At 75.3% G+C, this 20,627-nt stretch carries 20 protein-coding genes and 1 tRNA gene; 17 read left to right on the top strand and 4 right to left on the bottom strand.

What is annotated here, in order from left to right:
• The coding region (locus tag AC5FZL_RS07650) for a dihydrolipoamide acetyltransferase family protein (RefSeq protein ID WP_493617972.1) at window positions 1–941 on the top strand (941 nt) is incomplete at its 5' end.
• 30 nt (window positions 942–971) lie between these two features.
• On the opposite strand, the gene AC5FZL_RS07645 is transcribed toward AC5FZL_RS07650, so the two are convergent.
• Window positions 972–1,544: an endonuclease domain-containing protein gene (locus AC5FZL_RS07645; protein WP_493617971.1), complete on the bottom strand. Its 573-nt coding sequence runs from the start codon at window positions 1,542–1,544 to the stop codon at window positions 972–974.
• Between the two features lie 13 nt (window positions 1,545–1,557).
• The gene (gene aroQ, locus AC5FZL_RS07640) at window positions 1,558–1,986 is read right to left on the bottom strand and encodes a type II 3-dehydroquinate dehydratase (RefSeq protein ID WP_493617970.1); all 429 of its coding nucleotides are present in this window, start codon (window positions 1,984–1,986) and stop codon (window positions 1,558–1,560) included.
• A 19-nt stretch (window positions 1,987–2,005) separates the two neighbouring features.
• On the opposite strand from aroQ, the gene AC5FZL_RS07635 reads away from it, so the two are divergent.
• From AC5FZL_RS07635 to AC5FZL_RS07605, 7 genes are all read left to right on the top strand, one after another.
• Window positions 2,006–2,824, top strand: coding sequence for a carbon-nitrogen family hydrolase (locus AC5FZL_RS07635; protein WP_493617969.1), 819 nt, complete (start codon window positions 2,006–2,008; stop codon window positions 2,822–2,824).
• Between the two features lie 21 nt (window positions 2,825–2,845).
• Complete coding sequence (locus AC5FZL_RS07630) at window positions 2,846–4,915, top strand: bifunctional copper resistance protein CopD/cytochrome c oxidase assembly protein (protein WP_493617968.1); 2,070 nt, start codon at window positions 2,846–2,848, stop codon at window positions 4,913–4,915.
• The gene (locus tag AC5FZL_RS07625; RefSeq protein ID WP_493617967.1) at window positions 4,912–6,972 is read left to right on the top strand and encodes a S9 family peptidase; all 2,061 of its coding nucleotides are present in this window, start codon (window positions 4,912–4,914) and stop codon (window positions 6,970–6,972) included. The genes AC5FZL_RS07630 and AC5FZL_RS07625 overlap by 4 nt, the downstream gene beginning before the upstream one ends.
• Window positions 6,969–7,967, top strand: coding sequence for a Gfo/Idh/MocA family protein (locus AC5FZL_RS07620; protein ID WP_493617966.1), 999 nt, complete (start codon window positions 6,969–6,971; stop codon window positions 7,965–7,967). The genes AC5FZL_RS07625 and AC5FZL_RS07620 overlap by 4 nt, the downstream gene beginning before the upstream one ends.
• Window positions 7,964–9,919 carry an NHL domain-containing thioredoxin family protein gene (locus tag AC5FZL_RS07615; RefSeq protein ID WP_493617965.1) on the top strand — a complete coding sequence of 652 codons (1,956 nt, stop codon included), beginning with the start codon at window positions 7,964–7,966 and terminating at the stop codon, window positions 9,917–9,919. Before AC5FZL_RS07620 ends, AC5FZL_RS07615 begins: the two co-directional genes overlap by 4 nt.
• 111 nt (window positions 9,920–10,030) lie before the next feature.
• Window positions 10,031–11,098 (top strand): DNA polymerase domain-containing protein, encoded by a 1,068-nt coding sequence (locus tag AC5FZL_RS07610; protein WP_493617964.1) that lies wholly within the window; start codon window positions 10,031–10,033, stop codon window positions 11,096–11,098.
• Between the two features lie 96 nt (window positions 11,099–11,194).
• Complete coding sequence (locus tag AC5FZL_RS07605) at window positions 11,195–11,416, top strand: DUF6458 family protein (protein WP_493617963.1); 222 nt, start codon at window positions 11,195–11,197, stop codon at window positions 11,414–11,416.
• 39 nt (window positions 11,417–11,455) lie between these two features.
• Here the strand turns inward: AC5FZL_RS07605 and AC5FZL_RS07600 are convergent, their stop codons facing one another.
• Entirely contained in the window at window positions 11,456–12,508 is a 1,053-nt protein-coding gene (locus AC5FZL_RS07600; protein ID WP_493617962.1) for a YihY/virulence factor BrkB family protein, read from the bottom strand.
• A 134-nt stretch (window positions 12,509–12,642) separates the two neighbouring features.
• On the opposite strand from AC5FZL_RS07600, the gene AC5FZL_RS07595 reads away from it, so the two are divergent.
• The 7 genes from AC5FZL_RS07595 to AC5FZL_RS07565 all read left to right on the top strand — a co-directional run bounded on the left by AC5FZL_RS07595 (window position 12,643) and on the right by AC5FZL_RS07565 (window position 19,669).
• A complete protein-coding gene (locus tag AC5FZL_RS07595) occupies window positions 12,643–13,362 on the top strand; it encodes a hypothetical protein (RefSeq protein WP_493617961.1) in 720 nt (239 codons plus the stop codon).
• Between the two features lie 96 nt (window positions 13,363–13,458).
• The gene (locus AC5FZL_RS07590; protein WP_493617960.1) at window positions 13,459–14,160 is read left to right on the top strand and encodes a GntR family transcriptional regulator; all 702 of its coding nucleotides are present in this window, start codon (window positions 13,459–13,461) and stop codon (window positions 14,158–14,160) included.
• Between the two features lie 154 nt (window positions 14,161–14,314).
• Complete coding sequence (locus tag AC5FZL_RS07585) at window positions 14,315–15,658, top strand: MFS transporter (protein ID WP_493617959.1); 1,344 nt, start codon at window positions 14,315–14,317, stop codon at window positions 15,656–15,658.
• A gap of 96 nt (window positions 15,659–15,754) precedes the next feature.
• Window positions 15,755–16,531 (top strand): SDR family NAD(P)-dependent oxidoreductase, encoded by a 777-nt coding sequence (locus tag AC5FZL_RS07580; protein WP_493617958.1) that lies wholly within the window; start codon window positions 15,755–15,757, stop codon window positions 16,529–16,531.
• A 36-nt stretch (window positions 16,532–16,567) separates the two neighbouring features.
• On the top strand, window positions 16,568–17,419 hold the full coding sequence (locus AC5FZL_RS07575; RefSeq protein ID WP_493617957.1) for a sugar phosphate isomerase/epimerase family protein: 852 nt from the start codon (window positions 16,568–16,570) through the stop codon (window positions 17,417–17,419).
• Window positions 17,416–19,134 carry a dihydroxyacetone kinase family protein gene (locus AC5FZL_RS07570; RefSeq protein ID WP_493617956.1) on the top strand — a complete coding sequence of 573 codons (1,719 nt, stop codon included), beginning with the start codon at window positions 17,416–17,418 and terminating at the stop codon, window positions 19,132–19,134. The genes AC5FZL_RS07575 and AC5FZL_RS07570 overlap by 4 nt, the downstream gene beginning before the upstream one ends.
• A 49-nt stretch (window positions 19,135–19,183) precedes the next feature.
• The gene (locus AC5FZL_RS07565) at window positions 19,184–19,669 is read left to right on the top strand and encodes an RpiB/LacA/LacB family sugar-phosphate isomerase (RefSeq protein WP_493617973.1); all 486 of its coding nucleotides are present in this window, start codon (window positions 19,184–19,186) and stop codon (window positions 19,667–19,669) included.
• Between the two features lie 56 nt (window positions 19,670–19,725).
• Here the strand turns inward: AC5FZL_RS07565 and AC5FZL_RS07560 are convergent.
• A tRNA-Gly gene (locus AC5FZL_RS07560) sits at window positions 19,726–19,796 on the bottom strand.
• Window positions 19,797–19,835: 39 nt separating this feature from the next.
• On the opposite strand from AC5FZL_RS07560, the gene dcd reads away from it, so the two are divergent.
• Entirely contained in the window at window positions 19,836–20,444 is a 609-nt protein-coding gene (dcd, locus tag AC5FZL_RS07555; RefSeq protein WP_493617955.1) for a dCTP deaminase, read from the top strand.
• Window positions 20,445–20,447: 3 nt separating this feature from the next.
• A partial coding sequence (locus AC5FZL_RS07550; protein WP_493617954.1) for a hypothetical protein occupies window positions 20,448–20,627 on the top strand: 180 nt, incomplete at its 3' end.

The raw sequence follows: 20,627 nt of genomic DNA, 5'->3' as shown, positions 1-20,627 counted from the left end.
CCGCCACCCCAGCGCCCGCGCCCGCCCCTGCGCCCGCCCCTGCGGCTCGGCCCAGCGCCGCCGCACGGGTGCTGGCCAAGCCGCCGGTGCGCGCCCTGGCCCGCACGCTGGGGATCGACCTCACCGCCATCACCGGCACCGGGCAGGGCGGAGTCGTCACCCGCGAGGACCTCCTGGCCCACCAGAGCGCGGCGTCGCAGGCCCCGGCGACGGCTCCCGAGGCGTCGTCCGACCTCGCAGCGCGCGAGACGCGGGTGCCGATCCGCGGCGTCCGCAAGGCCACCGCGCAGCAGATGGTCGCCAGCGCGTTCACCGCCCCGCACGCCACGGCGTTCATCACGGTCGACGTCACGCGCACGATGAAGCTGCTCGACCGGCTGCGCGCCGACCGCGAGTTCAAGGACGTCCACGTCTCCCCGCTGCTCGTGGTGATGCGGGCGATCTGCCTCGCCGTCGCGCGCAACCCCGGCATCAACGCCAGCTGGGACGAGGCCGCCCAGGAGATCGTCCACAAGCACTACGTGAACCTCGGCATCGCCGTGGCCACCCCGCGCGGGCTGCTCGTGCCGAACATCAAGGACGCCGAGCGGCTGTCGCTGCGCGACCTCGCCGACGCCCTCACGGCCCTGGTGCGCACCGCGCGCGACGGGCGCACGCAGCCCGCCGAGCTCGCCGGCGGGACGATCTCGATCACCAACATCGGCGTCTTCGGCGTGGACACGGGCACGCCGCTGCTCAACGCGGGGGAGGCCGCGATCCTCTGCCTGGGCGCGGTGAAGCAGCGGCCGTGGGTGCACAAGGGCAAGGTCAGGCCGCGCTGGGTGACGGAGCTGTCGGTCTCCTTCGACCACCGGCTCGTCGACGGCGACCTCGGGTCGAAGTTCCTGGCCGACATCGCCGCGGTGCTCGAGCGCCCCGACACCGCCCTGCGCTGGGGCTGACGGCCACCTCCACGCGGGTCCTCCCGCCGATCATGGAGAAGACCGGGGTGCCGAGCGCACCCGGGCGACGGTGCGCTCGGGGTGGCGCAGGACGTCGTCGGCGGTGAGCACGAGCACGCGCCAGCCGCGGTCCTCGAGCAGCTCCTTGCGCGCGACGTCCTCGCGCCACGGGCGCCGGTCGGTGCGGTGCACGTCGCCGTCGTGCTCCACAGCCAGGCGCGCGGCGGGCCAGGACAGGTCCGGCCGGGCCATCCAGTCGCCGTCGAGCGCCAGGTCCTGGCCGCACACCGGCGCGGGGATCCCGGCGGCCAGCAGCAGCAGGCGCAGGCGCGTCTCCATCGGCGAGTCGACCCGGTAGCGGACGCTGGAGGGCACCTCCCTCAGCGCGACGACGCCCCGGGTGCGGGCTCGCGCCCGGACGGCGGCGGCCATCCGCGCGTCGTCGGCCCACCGTCGCCGCACCGCGTCACCGAGCGCGACGGCGTCCACCAACCGCAGGGACGGTGCCATGTCGCACCACAGGTCCACCGGGTGGACCACCCGCAGCCCGTGACCCGGGTGCGCGAGGGCCCCGTCCGGGCGCAGGCCCTCGCCGGCGTGCACGCCCGGCCCTGAGTCAGCTCTTGGCGGCCAGCCAGCGCAGCGCGGCCAGGTACCCCTCGACGCCGAGCCCGGCGATCACCGCGGACGCCACGGGCGAGACGAAGGAGTGGCGGCGGAACTCCTCGCGCGCGTGCACGTTCGACAGGTGCACCTCCACCAGCGGGGCGGTGAGCATCGCGCAGGCGTCGCGCAGTGCCACCGAGGTGTGCGTCCACGCGGCCGGGTTGAGCACGACGGCGGCCCCGGCGTCAGCGGCCTCGTGCAGCCAGCCCAGCATCGTCGCCTCGTCGTCGGTCTGGTGCGCGACCAGTCCCAGCCCCAGCTCGGCGGCGGTGGCCCGGGCGGCGTCCTCGAGCTGCGCGAGCGTCGTCGTGCCGTAGACGTCGGGCTCGCGCGTGCCGAGCCGGCCGAGGTTCGGTCCGTTGAGCAGGTAGACGTCCACGGCGCCTAGGGTGCCAGTCGTGGGAGTCCTGCGGGTCGCAGCGGTGCAGGTGGCGTACGGCGACGACGAGCCGGTGGCCGCCCGCCGCGAGCGCGTGGCCGCCCTCGTGGCCGCCCAGCGCGGGGTCGACCTCGTCGTCCTGCCCGAGCTGTGGGCGCCCGGTGGGTTCGCCTCGCGGCACTGGGCCGAGCGCGCCGAGGCCGTCGACGGCCCCACGGTGCGCGCGATCGCGGACGCCGCCCGGTCGATCGGCGCGGTGGTCCACGCCGGCTCGATCATCGAGGCGGCGCCCGAGGGCCACCCCGAGCGCGGCGCCCAGGGGCGCGGCCTGTGGAACACCTCCGTCGTCCTGGGCCCGGACGGCGGCGTGCTGGCCACCTACCGCAAGGTGCACCGCTTCGGCTTCGGCGCCGGTGAGCCGCTGCTCCTCGAGGCCGGCGAGGACGTCGTCACCACGACGCTGCCGCTGGCCGGGGGCGTGCCCACGGGCCTGGCCACCTGCTACGACCTGCGCTTCCCCGAGCTGTTCCGCGCGCTGCTGGACGCCGGGTCGCACCTCGTGCTCGTGCCCGCGGCCTGGCCGGCCGCGCGGGTCGAGCAGTGGAGCCTGCTGGCCCGGGCCCGCGCTGTCGAGGACCAGGTCGTCGTCGTCGCCGTGAACACGGCCGGCAGCCACGCGGGGCTGGCGATGGGCGGGCGCAGCGTCGTCGTCGACGCCCGCGGCCGGGTGCTCGCCGAGGCCGGGACGGACGAGGAGGTGCTCGTCGTGGAGGTCGACCTCGACGACGTGCCGCGCTTCCGCGAGGAGTTCCCCGTGCTCGCCGACCGGCGCCTGTAGGAGGAGACCTACCCTGGAGGGGTGCTCACCCCCGAGCTGACCCCCCCGCACCTGGCCCCTGAGGCGCCGGACGCCGGGCGCCCGACGTCCCGGCTGCCGCTGGCCCTGGTCGTGGGCGTGCCGGCGATGCTCCTCGCCCTCGTGGTCTCGATGCTGGCCACCGGCGCCGCCTCGCCCCTGAGCCTCGGCGACCCCGGCCCGCTCGTGCGCTGGGGCCTGCCCGTCGTGCGCGCCACCTCCGAGCTCGCGGTGTCGGTCGTGCTCGGCGCGCTCGTGCTGCTCGCGGTCGCCGTGCGCCCGGGCACCGCCGCCTGGCGCGCCGGTGCCCGCGCGAGCGCCGCGGCCTCGGTCGTGTGGGTGCTGGCCGCGGTGGCCCAGCTGGTGCTCGGCTACGCCGACGTCGCGGGGCTGCCGGTCGGGTCCTCGTCCTTCAGCACCGAGCTCGGCTTCTTCCTCACCGAGGTGCCCTCGGGCCAGCTGCTCGCCTGGAGCGCGCTGCTGGCGGTGGTCGCGGCCACGGTGCCGGCGGTCGGCGTCACCGGGCCTGGCGGCGCCGCCGCCGGCGCGGTGCTGGCCGCGCTGGCCCTCGTGCCGCTCGCCCTCGGCGGTCACGCCCCCGGCGGGGTCGGAGGGCACCGCACCGCGGTGAGCGCGTGGTGGCTGCACGGCGTCGGGGTCGGCGTCTGGGTCGGCGGCCTGGTCGCGCTCGCGCTCGTCGTCAGCGCCCTGGGCCCCGACCTCGCGCGCGTCGCCCGGCGCTACTCCACCCTCGCGCTCGGCTCCTTCGTGCTCGTCGTGGTCTCCGGCGTGGCCAACGGGTGGGTCCAGCTGACCGGGACGGCGTCGAACCTCCTCACCGGCTACGGCGCGCTCCTCCTCGTCAAGACCGCCGCGACGGCGGCCCTCGGCGCGGCCGGCTGGGCGCACCGCCGTCGCGCGCTGGCGGGCCTGGAGGAGGGGACCAGCGCCGGCGGCCGCGCCTTCCGCCGCCTGGTCGCCGGTGAGGTCGTGGTCATGGCCGCGACCATCGGCGTGGCCGTGGCGCTCGCGCGCACCGGCCCCCCGGCGGCCGCCGAGCTGCCGGTCCCGGCGTCCCTCGCCGAGCAGGTGACCGCGTCGCCCGTGCCGCCGCTGCCGCTGACCGCCGGCCGGTTCTTCACCGAGACCAACCCCGACCTGCTGTGGCTCGTCGTGGTGGCCGTGCTGGCCTGGCTGTACCTGGCCGGCGTCCGGCGCCTGCGCCTGCGCGGCGACACCTGGCCGGTGGGCCGCACGATCGGCTGGCTGTCGGGGCTCGCGGTGCTCGCCTGGGTGACCTCCGGTGGCCCGTCGGCCTACGCGGAGCTGCTGTTCAGCGCCCACATGGTCGCCCACATGGTGCTGGCGATGGTCGTGCCGCTGCTGCTGGTCACCGGCGCCCCGGTGACCCTGGCGGTGCGCGCCCTGCCCCGGCGCACCGACGGCTCGCGCGGCCCGCGCGAGTGGCTGCTGGTGCTCGTGCACTCGCGGTGGGCGCGGATCGTGTCGCACCCGCTGGTCGCCGCGGCGGTCTTCGCGCTGAGCCTCGTCGTCTTCTACTACTCGCCGCTGTTCGAGCTGGCGCTGAGCACGCACCTGGGCCACGAGCTCATGCAGGTGCACTTCCTGCTCTCGGGCTACCTGTTCGCCTCGGCCGTGATCGGCGTCGACCCCGGCACCGACCGGCCCTCGTACCCGCTGCGCCTCGTCCTGCTGCTCGCGACGATGGCCTTCCACGCCTTCTTCGGGGTGACCCTCATGTCCGGGGAGTCGCTGCTGGCGGCGAGCTGGTTCTCCTCCCTCGGCCTCGGCGTCGACGCGCTGGCCGACCAGCGCACCGGGGGCGGCATCGCGTGGGGGATCGGGGAGTTCCCGACCCTGCTGCTGGCCGCGGTGCTGGCCGTGCAGTGGTCGCGCAGCGACACCCGCGAGGCGAAGCGCTCGGACCGCGCGGCCGACCGGGACGACGCGGCGCTGAACGCCTACAACGCCATGCTGGCCCGGATGGCCGACGGCGACGCCGGCGCCGGGGTCCCGGCGACGCCGGCCGAGCGTGGTAGGCAGGAGGGGTGAGCTCCTTCGACGACCTCGCCGCCTTCACCGCCCTGCCCCGCCTGAGCGGCCTCGCCCTGTCCCCGGACGGCACCCGCCTGGTCACGGCGGTCTCCCGCCCGGACGCCGACGGCGCGCGGTACGTCTCGGCGCTGTGGGAGGTCGACCCGGCGGGGCAGCGACCGGCCCGGCCGCTGACGCGCAGCGAGGCGGGGGAGTCCTCGCCCGCCTTCACCCCGGGCGGCGACCTGCTCTTCACGTCCACGCGCCCGGACGCCGGCCCCGGGTCCCCTGCGCCCGCGCCGGGCGACGACACCCCGCCGGCCCTGTGGCTGCAGCCCGCCGGCGGCGGCGACGCCCGCGTGGTCGCCACCCGGCCCGGCGGCGTCGGCGGCGTGGTCGTGGCCAGCGAGGCCGGCACCGTGCTGCTCGCCTCGGCGACGCTGCCGTCGGCGGTCGACGCCGAGGACGACGCGCGCCGCCGGAAGGCCCGCCGCGAGCGGAAGGTCTCCGGGGTCCTGCACGCCGAGGCAGCGGTCCGGTACTGGGACCACGACCTCGGCGCCGACCGCGCCCGCCTGCTGGCCGCCGACCCCGCCCCGCTGGCCGACCCGGCGTCCACCGCCCGCCTGGATCTGCGCGACCTCACCGGCCACGTGGGCTCGGCGCTGGAGATGGAGGCGGCCTGGGACCTCGCGCCCGACGGCGCCACGGCGGTCACCACGTGGAACGTCGCCGAGGCGCACGGGGCCTACCGCACCGCGCTCGTGGCGATCGACGTCGCCACCGGGGAGCGCCGCACGCTCGCCGACGACCCCGCGTTCGAGCACGAGGAGCCGGTGGTCTCCCCGGACGGCGCGCGGGTCGCGCTCGTGCGCACCCGCCGCTCCACCCCCGAGCACCCGGTCGTGCCCGTGCTCGCCGTCGTCGACCTCGCGACCGGCGAGGTGCACGAGCTCGCCGCGGGCTGGGACCGCTGGCCGAGCCGGCCGCGCTGGACGCCGGACGGCGCCGCGCTCGTGGTCGTCGCCGACGACGGCGGGCGGGCCCCGCTGTTCCGGGTCGACGCCACGAGCGGCGAGGTCGTGCGCCTGACCGCGGACGACGGCGCCTACGCCGACCACGCCGTCTCGCCCGACGGCGCGTGGGTGTACGCGCTGCGCTCGGCCGTCGACGCGCCACCGGCCCCCGTGCGCGTGGCGCTGGCCGAGGGCTCGCAGCCCGAGCCGCTGCCCGGACCGGCGCAGGCACTCGGGGTCGACGCCGCCCTGCCGGGAACCCTCACCGAGGTCACCACCACCGCGGGCGACGGCACGCCGCTGCGCGGCTGGCTGGTGCTGCCCGAGGGCGCCTCGGCGCAGGCCCCCGCGCCGCTGCTGCTGTGGATCCACGGCGGGCCGCTGGGCAGCTGGAACGCGTGGTCGTGGCGCTGGAACCCGTGGGTCGCCGCGGCGCGCGGCTACGCCGTCCTGCTCGCCGACCCGGCGCTGAGCACCGGGTACGGGATCGACTTCGTCCGGCGCGGCTGGGGGGCGTGGGGCGGCGCGCCGTTCACCGACCTCATGGACCTCACCGACGCGGCGGTGGCGCGCGAGGACGTCGACGCCGAGCGCACCGCGGCGCTGGGCGGCTCCTTCGGGGGCTACATGGCCAACTGGGTCGCCGGGCACACCGACCGGTTCCGCGCGATCGTCACCCACGCGTCGCTGTGGGCGCTGGACCAGTTCGCCACGACCACCGACGCCCCGCACTACTGGCTGCGGGAGATGACCGGGCAGATGGCCTGGGACAACTCCCCGCACCACGCGGCGGACGCCATCACGACGCCGGTGCTCGTCGTCCACGGCGACACCGACCACCGCGTGCCGATCGGCGAGGCCCTGCGGCTGTGGTGGGACCTGCTGTCCCGCTCCGGCGCGGAGGACGGGTCGAGCCCGCACCGGTTCCTGTACTACCCCGACGAGGGCCACTGGGTGCTCTCGCCGGGCAACGCCGCGCTCTGGTACGACACCGTGCTGGCCTTCCTGGCCGTGCACGTGCTGGAGCAGGACTGGACCGCACCGGAGGTGCTGGGATGACGCGCTGGGGATTCATCGCGACCGGGGGGATCGCCGCCACGCTGGCCGGCGACCTCGCGCTGACCGAGGGCGCCCAGGCGCTGGCCGTGGCCTCGCGCGACGCCGGCCGGGCTCGCGCGTTCGCCGACGCCCACGGCTTCGAGCGCGCCTACGGCTCCTACGCGGAGCTGTTCGCCGACCCCGACGTCGACGCCGTCTACGTCGCCACCCCGCACGGGCAGCACCACGCCGTGGCCACGCAGGCGCTGCGCGCCGGCAAGCCGGTGCTGCTGGAGAAGCCCGTCACCTGCAGCGCCGCCGCCGCCCGCGACCTCGTCGGGGTGGCGCGCGAGAGCGGCACCTTCCTCATGGAGGCGATGTGGACGCGCTTCCAGCCCACCGTCGTCGCGCTCCGCGAGCTGCTGGCCGACGGCGCGATCGGCGACGTGCGCACCGTGACGGCCGACCTCGGGTTCCGCGCCCCGTTCGACCCGGAGAACCGCATGTGGGACCCGGCCAAGGGCGGCGGCGCGCTGCTCGACCTCGGCGTCTACCCGGTCTCCTTCGCGCAGATGCTCCTCGGGGCGCCGTCGACCGTGCAGGTGACCGGCGCCCTCGCCTCCACCGGCGTGGACGCCGAGGCCGCCCTGCTGCTCGGCTGGCCCGGCGGCCAGCAGGCGCTGCTGTCGGTGACGATCGTCGCCACGCCGCCGAGCTCGGCCCGCATCGTCGGCACGCACGGCTGGATCGACCTCGACCCGCCGACCTACCGCCCCGCGCGCCTGCGCGTGCACCGCGACGGCGCCGACGAGCCCGAGGTCGTGGAGCTGCCCGGCGCCGGCAGCGGGTACGTCGAGCAGTTCGCGCACGTGCAGCAGTGCCTGGCCCAGGGGCTGACCGAGAGCCCGGTGATGCCGCTGGACGACACGCTCGCCGTGATGGACGTGCTCGACGCCGCGCTGGAGCACCTCGGGGCCGTGCACGTCGACGAGGGGTTCTCGGTGGTGCCGGCATGACCGCCACCTCCACCCCCCGCACCCGGGTGCGGGCCCCCCAGCTGCTCGGCCGTCGCTGGCTGGGCACCGGCGGTCGCGACCTCGACCTGGCCTCGCTGCGCGGCAAGGTCGTGCTCCTGGACTTCTGGACCAGCTGCTGCGTGAACTGCCAGCACGTGCTCGACGAGCTGCGCCCGCTGGAGGAGGAGTTCGCCGACGTCCTCGTCATCGTCGGCGTCCACTCCCCGAAGTTCGCCCACGAGGGCACCGTCGAGGCGGTCGACGCCGCGGTGCGCCGCTGGGACGTGCGCCACCCGGTGCTCGACGACCCCGAGCTGACCACCTGGCAGGCCTACGCCGCCCGGGCCTGGCCGACGCTCGTCGTCGTCGACCCCGAGGGCTACGTCGTCGCGTCCCTGTCGGGGGAGGGCCACGCCCACGGGCTGTCGGTGCTGCTGCGCGAGCTCGTCGCCGAGCACGAGGCGAAGGGCACGCTGCACCGCGGGTCCGGCCCGTACGTGCCGCCGGCCGACCCGCCGAGCGCGCTGAGCTTCCCCGCCGCGGTGCTCGCCCTGCCCGAGCGCCTCGGCGGCGGGCTGCTCGTCTCCGACACCGCCCACCACCAGCTCGTCGTGCTCGAGCCCGACCTCGTCACCGAGCGGGCCCGGATCGGCACCGGCGAGCGCGGGCTCGCCGACGGCCCCGCGGACGCCGCCCGGTTCGCCGAGCCGGCCGGCCTGGCGCTGCTGCCCCCTGACGTCGCGGCGCGGGTGGGCTGGGACGTCGCGGTGGCGGACTCGGTCAACCACGCCGTGCGCGGGCTGCGGCTGGCCGGCGGCGCGGCGTCGGTGGTCACCGTCGCCGGCACCGGCGAGCAGCTGCGCCGCCGCGAGGGCGGCGGGGCGGCGCTGGGCCAGGAGCTGTCCACGCCCCTGGCGCTGGCCTGGTTCGACGACCAGCTCGTCATCGCCATGGCCGGCGTCCACCAGCTGTGGGCGCTCGACGTCGCCGCGGCCCCGGCCGACGGCGTGGTGCGGGTGCTGGCCGGCACCACCGCCGAGGGCGTGCGCGACGGCGCCGCGGAGCAGGCCTGGTTCGCGCAGACCTCCGGCCTCGCCGCCTCGGCAGACGGCTCGCTCCTGTGGATGGTCGACGCCGAGACCTCAGCCCTGCGCTGGCTCTCCCGCGCCGAGGGCGAGGTGGACCGCGCGGTGCAGGAGGTGGCCGACGACCGGATGGCCAACGTGCTGCCCGTCGCCGGCGCCGGCTACGAGGTCGGCACCGAGGTCGGCACGGGCCTGTTCGACTTCGGGTTCCGCGACGGCGCCGCCGACCAGGCGCTGCTGCAGCACCCGCTCGGCCTCGCCGTCCTGCCCGACGGGTCGGTCGCCGTGGCCGACACCTACAACGGGGCGCTGCGCCGCTACGACCCGGCGACCGGGCAGGTCAGCACGCTGGCCCGCGACCTCGCCGAGCCGGCCGCGGTGCTCGTCGAGGACGGCGGGGCCACCCTCGTCGTCGTCGAGTCGGCCGCGTCGCGCCTGGTGCGGGTGCCGGTGCCGGCCGCCGCCCAGCGCGTGGACGGCCCCGCCCAGCAGGTGCGCCGGCCCCCGACGCCGCTCGCGCCGGGCGCGGTGGACCTGCGGATCGCCTTCACCCCGCCGACCGGGCAGAAGCTCGACCTCCGCTGGGGCGACCCGACGCGGCTCGTCGTCTCGGCGTCCCCGCCGGAGCTCCTGCTCGAGGGTGCCGGTGACAGCCCGGGCCTGAGCCGGCGGCTCGTGCTCGCCGACGGGTTCGCGGACGGCGTCCTGCACGTCTCCGTCCAGGCGGCGGCGTGCGACGGCGACCCGGTGACCGGCGAGGTGCCCGAGCACGCGGCCTGCCACCTCTACCAGCAGGACTGGGGCATCCCCCTGGCGCTGACCGACAGCGGCGCCGCCGTCCTGGGCCTCGACCTGCGCGGCGTCTGACCCGTCCGGGTGCCCTCCCACCGCACTTCTGGCGAGAAGTGCGGTGGGATGGGCCTCCTGAGCCGCACTTCTCGCCAGGAGTGCGGAGACGACGGGACCGGAGGCGGCGCGATGGCGAGCAGGGCACCGGCGGAGGAGCTGGACGTCGACGGCGTCGCCGTCCGCTTCACCAGCCCGGACCGCGTGGTCTTCCCCGAGCTGGGCGAGGCGGGCGGCACCAAGCGCCACCTCGTCGAGTACTACCGGGCGGTGGCCCAGCGCACCGACGACGGCGAGCTCGGGCCGCTCGTGCGGGCGCTGCACCAGCGGCCGACGTACCTGCAGCGCTTCCCCGACGGCGTGACCGGCGAGGAGGTCTACCAGAAGCGGGTGCCGCCGCACGCCCCGCCGTACGTGCGCACGTGCCGGGTGACCTTCCCCTCGGGCCGCACGGCCGACGCCCTGCGGGTGGACGCCGCGGCGCCGGTCGTGTGGGCCGCGCAGATGTCGGCCGTGACCTTCCACCCCTGGCCCACCCGCTGCGGCCCGGACCCGGAGTCCGTCGAGCGTCCCGACGAGCTGCGGATCGACCTCGACCCCCAGCCCGGGACGGCGTTCGCCGAGGCCCGGGAGGTGGCCCTCGACGTCCTGGCGCCGCTCCTGGAGGAGCTGGGCTACGTCGGCTTCCCCAAGACCAGCGGGGGCCGGGGTCTGCACGTCTACGTCCGGATCGAGCCGCGCTGGGAGATCACGCAGGTGCGGCGGGCGGCGATCGCCCTGGCGCGCGAGGTCGAGCGGCGCGCCGGCGGGCGGGTCACCACGGCGTGGTGGAAGGAGCAGCGCACCGCGGCGATCTTCGTCGACTACAACCAGAACGCCCGCGACCACACGATCGCCTCGGCGTACTCGGTGCGCGCCACCCCGCGGGCGACGGTCTCCACGCCGCTGACCTGGGCCGAGCTCGTCGACGCCGAGCCGGACGACCTCACGATGGCGACGGTGCCGGCCCTGCTGGCCCGCCGCGGCGACCCGATGGCGGCGCTGGACGACGTCGCCCACGACCTGTCGCCGCTGCTGGAGATGGCCGAGCGCGACGACGCCGCCGGCGCCGGCGACCTGCCGTACCCGCCGAACCACCCCAAGATGCCGGGGGAGCCGAAGCGGGTGCAGCCGAGCAAGGACCGCGACCTCAAGGGCTGACCACCCGCCCGGGTGACGGCCGGGTCGCGGCGGGGGTGGCCCGCGGCCATGATCACGCGCAGAGCCCGACCCCCGGGCTCCGGGAGGAGCACCACCATGGGCATCGGAACCGGCATCGTCCTGCTGGTCGTCGGCGGCATCCTGGCCTTCGGGGTGCAGGACCGCTTCGACGCGATCGACCTCACGGCGATCGGCTACATCTGCATGGCCGGCGGCGCGCTGGCGATCATCCTCAGCCTCGTGATGAACCAGCAGCGCACGAACACCACGCACAGCGCCTACATCGAGCGCCACGACGACGTCCCGCCCCGCCCCTGAGGGCGGAACGGGACGTCGGTGGTGTGAGGAGCGGGGCGGTCAGGCCGGCAGGCTGTCGGCCTTGACCGCGTCGCGCTGGCCGATCGGCTGCTCCGGGCCCTTGGTGGTGTCCCGCACGGTCTGCTGCTCCGTCTCGGCGTTGATCTCGGCGCCGAGGAGGATCGCGTAGCCGGTCAGCCACAGCCACATGAGCAGGACCACGACGCCGGCGAGCGAGCCGTAGCTGCTGCCGTACCCGCCGAACGCGGTGTAGAGCGAGAACCCGATCGACACGATGATCCACAGCACGGTGGCGATGACCGCGCCGACCGAGGCCCACTTCATCTTCGGGGCGTCGCGGTCGGGAGCCAGGCGGTACAGCACCGCCAGGGCCGCGGTCACGGCGCCGAGCAGGATCACCCAGCGGGCCACCTGGACGCCGAGCCAGGCGATCCCGGACAGGCCCAGGGCGTCGAGCACGGGCGGGAGCACCGCGATGAGCGCCACGGCGATGACGACGAAGATGATGGCGCCGACGGTGAGCAGCAGGGCGAGCCCCTTGCGCTTGACGAAGCCGCGGGTCTCCTCCTCGTCGTAGGCGATGTTGACCGCCGTGATGAGGTTGCCGGTGCCGTTCGAGGCGCTCCAGAGCGCCAGCAGCACGGAGATGACGAGGCCGAGGCCCAGGCTGCTGGGCTCCTGGTTGGCCAGCGTGGTGCCCTGGTCGACCAGCAGCTCGGCGGCGGGCCCGGGGATCGCCGTGCCGAGCGACTCCACCTGCCGGGTCACGTCCTCAGGGCTGGCCACGAGGCCGTACAGCAGCAGTGCGGCGATGATCGCCGGGAAGATCGACAGGAACGCGTAGAAGGCGACGCCGGCCGCGAGCAGCGGCACGTTGTCCTTCTTGGCCTCGCCCCAGCCGCGCTTGGCGATCTGCAGCCACCCCTTCTTGGGGATGTCCTTGGGGGTCGCGGCGTCGCCGCCGGGGACGCTCGCAGCGGCGCGCTGGGTCTGCTCGGGGGAGGGCGGGGCGGGCTTCTCGGCGGGCGCCGGGTCGGCCTTCGCCGCGGGTGCGGACTTGTTGCGGTGGAGGACGCGGTCCAGGACGCTCATGCCCCGCCGGTACCCGGCTTACGCTGTCAGTAACCACTGCGCGTGACGGGATCGACGGGCCGTCCGGCGTGGCGGGCCCGCCGCGCCCTGCCTACGCTCGGGAGCCCGACCACCCCTGCACGAAGGACGGCGCCATGGGCTTCCTCGACCGGCTCCTCGGACGGCGCCAGCCGTCCGCCCCGCAGTGGCAGGAGCAGGCCGGCGACTGGCGCACGCCGACCCGCCCCGCCGGCGGCACGCGCGGGCGCACCACCGACGAGCAGGCGGTCGAGCGCTACCGGTACCTGCTGCGCACCGCTCCGCCGGAGCAGATCGAGCAGGCGCACGCCGAGGCCTTCGCCAAGCTCACCCCCGAGCAGCGCCGCCAGGTGCTGAGCGAGCTCAGCAGCGAGGTCCCGGCGTCCGAGCGCGCCACCAGCGACGACCCCCGCTCCCTGGCCCGCATGGCCACCCGAGCCGAGATGCGCTCACCCGGCACGCTCGAGCGCAGCTTCAACCGCGGCGGCGGCATGGGCGGCGGCTACGGGGGCGGCTACGGGGGCGGCATGGGCATGGGCGGCGGCATGGGCATGGGCGGCATGGGGATGGGCGGGATGATCGCCGGCAGCCTCATGACGAGCATCGCCGGCGCCTTCATCGGCACCGCCATCGCCGACGCGATGTTCGACTTCGACGACAGCGGCGAGGGCGGGGACGGCGGCGAGAGCGACGTGGCCGGCGGCGAGGAGGCCGGCGCCGACGACGGCGGAGGCGACTACGGCGACGGCGGCGGGGACTACGGCGACGCCGGCGGGGACTACGGCGGTGACTTCGGCGGGGGCGGCGACTTCGGGGGCGACTTCGGCGAGGTCTGACCGCCCGACCGGCACCGCACCAGGGCGGCCGGGCCCGCAGGGCTGGGCGAGGGACGGCGCGATCCGGGTCCCGGGCGGCGCGGATAGGCTGGCGCGGTGACTCCCGCGGCAAAGTCCCCGCTGCGCTCGCTGGGTGCCATCGAGCTGCAGACCAGGCGCGAGCTCATCCACGCCCGGCTGCGTGACGCGATCAGCTCCGGCAGCCTGGCCGCCGGCACCCACCTGGCCGAGGTCGAGCTGAGCGACGCGCTCGGCGTCAGCCGCGGGACGCTGCGCGAGGCGCTGCGCCAGCTGCAGCAGGAGGGTCTGCTCACCTCCGACGCCCGAGGACGTCTGTCGGTCCGCGCCGTGACCGAGCGGGAGGTCGAGGAGATCTTCGCCGTCCGGCACGCGCTGGAGAGCCTGGCGCTCGAGCTCATCTGCGCCCGGGACGACCGGGCCGCGGTCGCCGCCCAGGTCCGCCAGGCGCTGGAGTCGCTGCGGGACACCGAGGGCGACTTCGTCGCGCAGCTGGACGCGGACCTCGCGTTCCACGAGCGCATCTGCGAGCTGAGCGGCAACGAGACGCTGCTGCACAGCTGGCGGTCGGTCAGCGGGCTGGCGCGCGCCGCCATCACGGCGGCCGGGCCCGCCACCGCCCTGCACAACATGGCGTACCCGCGGCACGCGCCGATCGCGGAGTACCTCGAGGCCGGCGACGCCGTCGGAGGCAGGGAGTTCCTGCGCACGCACATGCACGAGGCCGCGTCGCGCATCGGGGTGCAGATGCGCGAGAGGGCGACGGCCGCGCAGGTCTGACGAGCCTGCGCGGCGTGCTGGCGCGAGGCGACGCTCCCACCCCCTTGCTCGTTGGCGCACCGGCATGCCACGATGGTGTCGTCCTACTGTTAACAGTAAGAAGGGCGACAGTCCCAACGCCGGGACGCGCCCACCGTCGAAGGAGATGGGCACTGTGACGACCACGAACGATCGAGTCCTGGGGACCGAGCACAAGAAGCGCGTCGCCGTCGGCAGCGCGGTCGGCACGACCGTGGAGAACTACGACTTCATCGGCTACGGCACCGCGGCTGCGCTGTACTTCGGGGACGCCTTCTTCCCCGAGAGCGACGCCACCACCGGGCTGCTGCTCTCCTTCGGGACGCTGGGCATCGGCTTCGCCGCGCGGCCCCTGGGCGGGATCCTCGGCGGGTACCTGGGCGACAAGATCGGCCGCCGCCCGGTCCTCATCGGCTCGCTGCTCGTCATGGGCGTCGCCACGGTGCTGATCGGTGCGCTGCCGACCTACGCGAGCGTCGGCGTGCTGGCCCCGATCCTGCTCGTGACCGTCCGGGTCATCCAGGGGCTCGCCTTCGGAGCCGAGTGGGGCGGCGCGATCCTCATGACGTACGAGCACGCGCCCCTCAAGCGCAAGGGCCAGTTCACCGCCATCCCGCAGGCCGGCTTCCCGCTCGGCCTCCTGCTCGCGAACATCGCGTTCCTGAGCAGCGCCGCGCTGCCCGGTGACTGGGCCTGGCGAGTGCCGTTCCTGCTCAGTTCCGTGCTGATCATCGCGGGCATGTACATCCGGCTGAAGGTCACCGAGTCGCCGGAGTTCGAGGAGGCCAAGGAGCACGGGGAGCTCGTCAAGAACCCGCTCCTGCAGGTCGTGCGCAACGACTGGCGCAACCTCGTGCGAGCGTTCGGGCTGCGCATCGCCGAGACGGCCGGCTACGCCGTGTCGATCACGTTCGTCACGTCCTACGTGCAGCAGAACGGGCTCGCGGAGCGGCCCCAGACCATCCTGGCCATCGTCATCGCCGCGCTGGTCGGGTTCCCCGCCACGCTGCTCTGGGGACGCCTCACCGACCGCATCGGCCGCAAGCCGGTCTACGCGTTCGGCTCGACCCTCATGCTGCTGTTCGGCATCCCGATGTTCCTCATGCTCAACACCGGCAACCTCGGCCTCATCATCGCCGTGTTCGTCATCGCCTTCGCCCTGTGCCAGAACTCCCTCGCAGGGACGCAGGGGTCGTGGTTCGCCGAGCTCTTCGCGACCGCCACCCGTTCGTCCGGCGCCTCCCTGGCCTACCAGCTCGCCGCGGTCGTCTCCGGCTTCACCGCCTTCTGGAGCGTGTCCCTCTACGCGAGCTACGGCTGGATGGGCCCCGCGGTGCTCTTCATGGTCTACGGCGCCATCGGGCTCGTCGCGACCCTCGCGACGCCGGAGACCCACGGTGCGGCCCGGCGCGCGGAGGTCGAGCGCGCCACCGCAGCTGCCCTCGCCGAGGGCACGCCGCCGGCCATGGCGAGGGTCTGACGCCCGCACACCGGGCCCCTCGCGCCCGACCGGCCGCGCGGCTCGCCCGCGGCACGGTGACCCACCTCCCGCGCACCGCCAACACGAGGACCTGACATGAGCTACCAGACCGGAGCCGGCCCCCGCACCGCCGTCGTCACGGGCGCCGCCTCACCGCGAGGCATCGGCTTCGCCACCGCACGTCGCTACGCCGCCGAGGGGTGGTCCGTCGTCCTCCTCGACATCAACGAGGCCGGGGCCGAGGCCGCCGCGGACAAGATCGCCAGCGAACTCGGGGCGGAGGTCGTCGGGTTCGGGGTGGACGTCACGGACAAGGCGTCGGTCACCCGCTGCGTCGAGGCCGTCGCCGGAGCCGGGCTGCCGCCGGTCGGGGCCGTCGCGAACATCGCCGGCGTCGCCTCCCCCGTCCCGTTCCTCGAGGTCGAGCTCGAGGAGTGGCGCCGCGTCCTGGACATCAACCTGACCGGGACGTTCCTGGTCTGCCAGGCGTTCCTGCCGCAGATGGTCCAGAACGGCTTCGGCCGGATCATCAACATGTCGTCGGTGTCGGCCCAGCAGGGCGGCGGGGTGTTCTCCAAGACCCCGTACTCGGCCGCCAAGGCGGGCGTGCTCGGGCTGACCCGCGGGCTGGCCCGGGAGATGGCCCCGCACGGGATCACCGTCAACGCCATCAGCCCCGGCGTCGTCGACACCGACATCCGCGCCGGCGCCACCGACGACGAGAACGAGGCCCGCCTCGCCGCCGCCGTGCCGCTGGGGCGCCAGGGGACGCCGGACGACATCGCCGCGCTGACCGTCTTCCTCTCCAGCGAGGACGCGTCCTACATCACCGGAACGACGCAGAACATCAACGGCGGCTCGTACATCGCTTGAGCGGTCGCCGACCGACGGTCACGGACGGAGCACACCATGAGCACGACCCTGGCGCCTGCCACGATGCGGCGCATCGGCATCTCCACCATCACGTTCCGCTTCCGCCCTCTCGACGAGGCGCTCGCCCTCATCGAGCGGATCGGCGCGACGGAGGTGGACCTCGGCGCCATCCCGGCCGTCACGGACCACGTCCCGGTGCCCTTCACGGGTGACCCGCAGGACTACGTCGCCGCCCTGGCGGCGCACGGGCTGGCGGCCGGGGCGGTGAACGCGGACGTCGGTCCGCTCAACGACCCCGAGCTCGACCCGGCGACCCTCGCCGAGACGGTGCGGCCGCTCGCCGCGCTCGCCGCAGCCACCGGTGGCGCGCTCATCGTGCCGTGCGGGGGTCCCTCGTGGGACGCGTACGTCGACGAGGAGAGCGACCTAGCCCGCATCGTCGAGAACCTGCGGCTGGTGTCGCGGGTGTGCGCCGGAGCGGGCGTGCGCCTGCTCGTCGAGGTGCTGCACCACGGGCGCTACGTGCACAGCGTCGAGCGCGCCGACCGGGTCCTCGACGCGCTCGGCGCCGACGAGATCGGCCTGCTCCTCGACGTCTCGCACGTCGTCGCGTCGCAGGAAGACCCCGTCGCCTGGGCGCGGCGCCGAGCGGACCGCGTCGAGCGCGTGCACCTGCGCGACGCGGTGCCCGGCGACCTCAACCGGGGGATCGGCCGCGGCGACGCGGACTTCCGAGGGCTGCTCACGGCGCTGGAGTCGGGGGGCTTCACCGGCACCTACGTGCTCGAGCTCGAGACGCACGACGTCGCCGAGGAGGACCGCGAGGCTGACGCCCAGCGCTCCTTCGACGAGGTGGCGGCGCTGCTCGGCGAGGTGACGGCACGATGACGCGCATCTTCGGCGACCCGGCCGAGTTCGCCGCGGAGGCCGTCGAGGGCTTCGCGGACCTGTACGGCCACCTGGTCCGGGCGGTGCCCGGTGGCGTGGTCCGCCGCCGGCGTCCCGCCGCCCCCAAGGTGGCCGTCGTCGTCGGCGGCGGCTCGGGGCACTACCCCGCCTTCATGGGCCTGGTCGGGCCGGGCTTCGCCGACGGAGCCGTCGTGGGGAACATCTTCACGTCGCCCTCTGCGGCGCAGGCCTACTCCGTGGGGCGCCTGGCCAGCAGCGGCGAGGGAGTCGTCTACACCTACGGCAACTACGCCGGGGACGTCATGAACTTCGGGCTCGCCGGCGAGCGGCTCGAGGCCGACGGCATCCCGGCGCGGCAGGTCGTCGTCACCGACGACACCGCATCCGCGTCGGCCGACGACCGGGCGCGCCGGCGCGGCATCGCCGGCGACTTCGTCGTCTTCAAGATCCTGGGCGCGGCCGCCGAGCGCGGCCTCGGCCTGGACGACGTCGTCCGGCTGGGGGAGCACGCCAACGCGCGCACCTCCACCCTCGGCGTCGCGCTCTCGGGCTGCACCTTCCCCGGCGCCGCGTCCCCGCTGTTCACCGTCCCGGACGGGATGATGGGCCTCGGGCTGGGCATCCACGGCGAGCCGGGGCTCGCGGACGTCCCGATGGTCTCGGCCTCCGAGCTGGCGGAGGTGCTCGTCAGCCGCCTCCTCCTCGAGCGCCCCGAGGGGGCGTCCGGCCGGGTGGCAGCCATCCTCAACGGCCTCGGGTCGACCAAGTACGAGGAGCTGTTCGTCCTGTGGGCGGCGGTCGCCAAGGGCCTGCGCGACGCGGGCCTCACCGTGGTCGCGCCCGAGGTCGGCGAGCTCGTCACGAGCCTGGACATGGGCGGGGTGTCCCTCACCCTCACCTGGCTGGACGACGAGCTCGAGGAGCTCTGGCTCGACCCCACGACCACGCCGGCCTTCCGTCGCGGCACCACGACGACGACCGAGGCCGGTGAGGAGGGCGAGGCCGAGGCGGCCGTCGTCGTCGCCGCCGTCCCGGTCGAGGGCGACGAGGCGTCCCGCGCCGTGGCCGCGACCGTGCTGGCCGCGCTCGAGGCGGCGAGCACGGCCGTCCACGAGGCCGAGCAGGCGCTCGGCGACATGGACGCGGTCGCCGGTGACGGGGACCACGGGCGCGGCATGGTGCGCGGTCTCGACCACGCCGTCGCGGCGGCGCGGGAGCGGGTGGACGCCGGCTGGGGCGCGCGCGGCGTGCTGGAGGCGGCCGGTGACGCCTGGGCGGAGTTCGCCGGCGGCACGTCAGGGGTCCTGTGGGGAGCCGGCCTGCGCTCCCTCGGTGCGGTGCTGGGCGACGAGGGACGACCCGGTGGCGCGGCTGTCGCGGCGGCGTGGCGCGCGTACCTGCAGGCCATCCTCGACCTCGGCAAGGCGCACCCGGGCGACAAGACGCTGATCGACGCGGTCGAGCCCTTCGTCGAGACCCTGGAGGCCCGGGTCGAGGCCGCTGGCCTCGTGGCGGCCTGGGAGCTCGCGGCCGGTGTCGCCACACGGGCGGCTGAGGACACCGCGGCGCTGGTCCCCCGCGTCGGCCGGGCGCGGCCGCTCGCGGCGCGGTCCGTGGGCACCCCTGACCCGGGTGCCACGTCCTTCGCCCTGTGCGTCCGCACGGTGGCGGACGTCCTGCGCGACCGCGCGTGAGCCAGCTCCGGCGCACCGCTGCTCCACGACGAGGAAGGACGTGACCCCCATGGGGTGGACCATCGCGATCGGCTCGGACTCGGCCGGCTACGACTACAAGGAGGCCCTGCGCCAGCAGCTCGAGGGCGACCCGCGCGTGGACGCGGTCGTGGACGTGGGCATCCAGCCCGGCCAGGACGTGGACTACCCGCACGTGGGTGTGGCCGCAGCCCGCGAGGTCGCGAGCGGCGACGCGGACCGGGCCCTGCTGGTGTGCGGGACGGGGATCGGCATGGCGATTGCCGCCAACACGGTGCCTGGCGTGCGCGCCTCCGTGGCGCACGACGCCTACTCGGTCGAGCGCCTGGTGAAGTCCAACGACGGGCAGGTCCTCGCCCTCGGTCAGCGCGTCATCGGCCTGGAGCTCGCCCGCCTGCTCGTCGACCAGTGGCTGGACCACCGCTTCGACACCAGCTCGCCGTCCGCGGCCAAGGTCGAGGCGCTCCGCCAGTACGAGCGCGAGGGTGGTGAGCAGGGCGTCGCTGCCTGCAGCTGAGACGCGCACGGCCACCCGGGAGGGTCCGCCTGGTCAGGGCGACGTCCGGGCCTGGGAGCGGGTGACGGGAATCGAACCCGCGCTATCAGCTTGGGAAGCTGAAGTTCTGCCACTGAACTACACCCGCACGAGCGCCCTGCGGCGCCGCGGGGAGCACCCTACCAAGGTGGCGGTGCAGCCCCACTACGGTGGCCCCGTGCTGCTCTCCGACCGCGACATCCGGGCCGAGCTGTCGTCGGGGCGCGTGCGCCTGGAGCCCCTCGACGAGGCGATGGTGCAGCCCTCCAGCGTCGACGTGCGCCTCGACCGGTTCTTCCGCCTGTTCGACAACCACAAGTACCCGGTGATCGACCCGGCCCAGGACCAGCCCGACCTCACCCGCCAGGTCGAGGTGGCTCCCGACGAGGCGTTCGTGCTGCACCCGGGCGAGTTCGTCCTCGGGTCCACCTACGAGGGCGTGACGCTGCCCGACGACCTCGCGGCCCGCCTGGAGGGCAAGTCGAGCCTGGGTCGGCTCGGGCTGCTCACCCACTCGACGGCCGGCTTCATCGACCCCGGCTTCTCCGGCCACGTGACGCTGGAGCTGTCCAACGTCGCGACCCTCCCGATCATGCTGTGGCCGGGCATGAAGATCGGTCAGCTGTGCTTCTTCCGGCTCTCCAGCCCGGCCGAGCACCCCTACGGCAGCGAGCGGTACGGCTCGCGCTACCAGGGCCAGCGCGGGCCCACCGCCAGCCGCTCGCACCTGGGCTTCCACCGCACCACGGTGTCCTAGGCCGTGGTGCAGCTCGTCTCCGGGCGTGACGCCGGCCGCCCGCTGGCCGGCGTCCACCTGCTGCTGGTCCGCGAGGGCCTGCCCGTCGACGTGGTGACGGGCCTGGTCACGAGCAAGCACCCGGACGCCGTCCGCACGCCCGAGGGCGGCCTGCGCCTGGGCCGGCACACCCGGCTGGTCGGC

It is taken from the genome of Quadrisphaera sp. DVD1, assembly GCF_058932755.1.
This window is presented reverse-complemented; position numbering and strand designations above follow the sequence as displayed.